The 1,003-nt window shown below is 68.8% G+C and carries 2 protein-coding genes; both read right to left on the bottom strand.

Translation table 11 applies throughout. The annotated features are described in order from the left end of the window. Positions 1 to 464, bottom strand: a 464-nt coding sequence (locus tag ACFWU3_RS36465; protein ID WP_384445906.1) for a DJ-1/PfpI family protein, incomplete at its 3' end; no start/stop codon positions are given. 134 nt (positions 465 to 598) lie between these two features. Beyond that, positions 599 to 1,003: enoyl-CoA hydratase/isomerase family protein (locus ACFWU3_RS36460; RefSeq protein WP_384445904.1), on the bottom strand; the 405-nt coding region annotated here is incomplete at its 5' end.

The following is a 1,003-nucleotide window of genomic DNA, read 5'->3' as shown; positions in this document are numbered from 1 at the left end:
TACTGGGACGCCAGGCAGCCGCCCGCCGTGGCGATGTTCCCCTCGGAGTGGAACGGCGTGTCCAGCACGGTGACGTCGAGGGCCTCGACAAAGGGCCGGGTCTTGCTGTCCGTGCAGACCGGCATGCCGTTCAGCAGCCCCAGCCGGGCCAGCACCAGCGCGCCGGAGCACTGGGCGCCGATCAGCTGTCGGGAGGGGTCGAGCTGCAACCGGGAGAGCATCCGGTCGTCCGCCGCCACCTCGCGGGCCTTCACGCCGCTGCCGATCAGTACCACCTCGGCCTCGGTGACGAAGTCCATCGGGCGCTGCCCGGTCACCTCGACGCCGTTCATCGACGTGACCACCGGCGTCGGCGTCGTGATGAACGCCTCCAGGCCGTCCTTACGGCAACGGTTGATCAGCGCGGAAGCGATGAAGCTGTCGAGTTCGTTGAACCCGTCGAAGGTGACCACTGCTACCTGCATCACAACTCCTTGAAGTACGGCACCAGCTTCGCAGTCTTCACGGCACGCCATTCCGGTGCGAGGGCCAATCGGCGGCCGGTGGCCTGGCTTGCCTGTCTGCACCAGGCGTTTCGAGCTCCGGCATCCGAGTGCCCTTACCGGCCCGCCGGTCCGCCGATGGTGCCCAAGGCGTCTCCGAGGTCCCGTTCGGTGGCACCCCGGGTCTGGAAGCCCTGCTCGAACAACTCGGCCACGCGTCGCTGCGCCGTCTCGCTGCGGACGAGCTGCTGGAACAGCGCTGCGTCCGCGCGTACGTCGGCAGGGGCCGGAAGGCTGATGTCGTTGATCGCCGACTTGGCCGCGATCAACGCATCGCGGGGGAAGCCGCCCATGCGTGCGGCCATGCCTGCCACGAACGCGTCCAGTTCGGCGTCGGGAACGGCCCGGTTGATCCATCCGTAGCGTTCGGCGAGGTCCGCGTCGAAGTCCGACGACGTCAGTACGGCCTCGAGTGCCCGGCCCCGGCCCAGCAGACGAGTGAGGTGCTGGATCGCGCCCGC

It is taken from the genome of Streptomyces sp. NPDC058685, assembly GCF_042714725.1.
Taxonomy (GTDB): Bacteria; Actinomycetota; Actinomycetes; order Streptomycetales; family Streptomycetaceae; genus Streptomyces.
This window is presented reverse-complemented; position numbering and strand designations above follow the sequence as displayed.